The 286-nt window shown below is 61.5% G+C and carries 1 protein-coding gene; it reads right to left on the bottom strand.

Annotation, left to right across the window (positions count from 1 at the left end):
• Window positions 1-232: Stf0 family sulfotransferase (locus tag EN851_RS35810; protein WP_245520913.1), on the bottom strand; the 232-nt coding region annotated here is incomplete at its 3' end.
• Window positions 233-286 lie beyond the last annotated feature (54 nt).

Consider the following 286-nt stretch of genomic DNA (forward strand, 5'->3'; position numbering starts at 1 on the left):
GTGGCTCTCCCGGCGGCCCGACCCTTTGGATCTCGGCTCCATCGGGGGCGATGTGCCAAAGGCCGGTCTGCTCCGCCTTGATAAGGGAGACAGCCTGCGCGAGCTTCTCCTCGCGCGAAAGGTGCACATAGAGAGTCCGGCCAAAGGCCTTCTCGAAACGCGCCTTGTCTGATGGAAGCCCGGGATAAATCTGGTCCAGGATCGCGGAAAGCTCGTCCAGATTTTCTCGCATCAGGCCGAAGACACTCGACTCGCCCTGGCCAGCTGCATCGCCGCATTGAGATAG

Origin of the sequence: Mesorhizobium sp. M8A.F.Ca.ET.208.01.1.1, assembly GCF_004791315.1 — a bacterium.
Classification (GTDB): domain Bacteria; phylum Pseudomonadota; class Alphaproteobacteria; order Rhizobiales; family Rhizobiaceae; genus Mesorhizobium.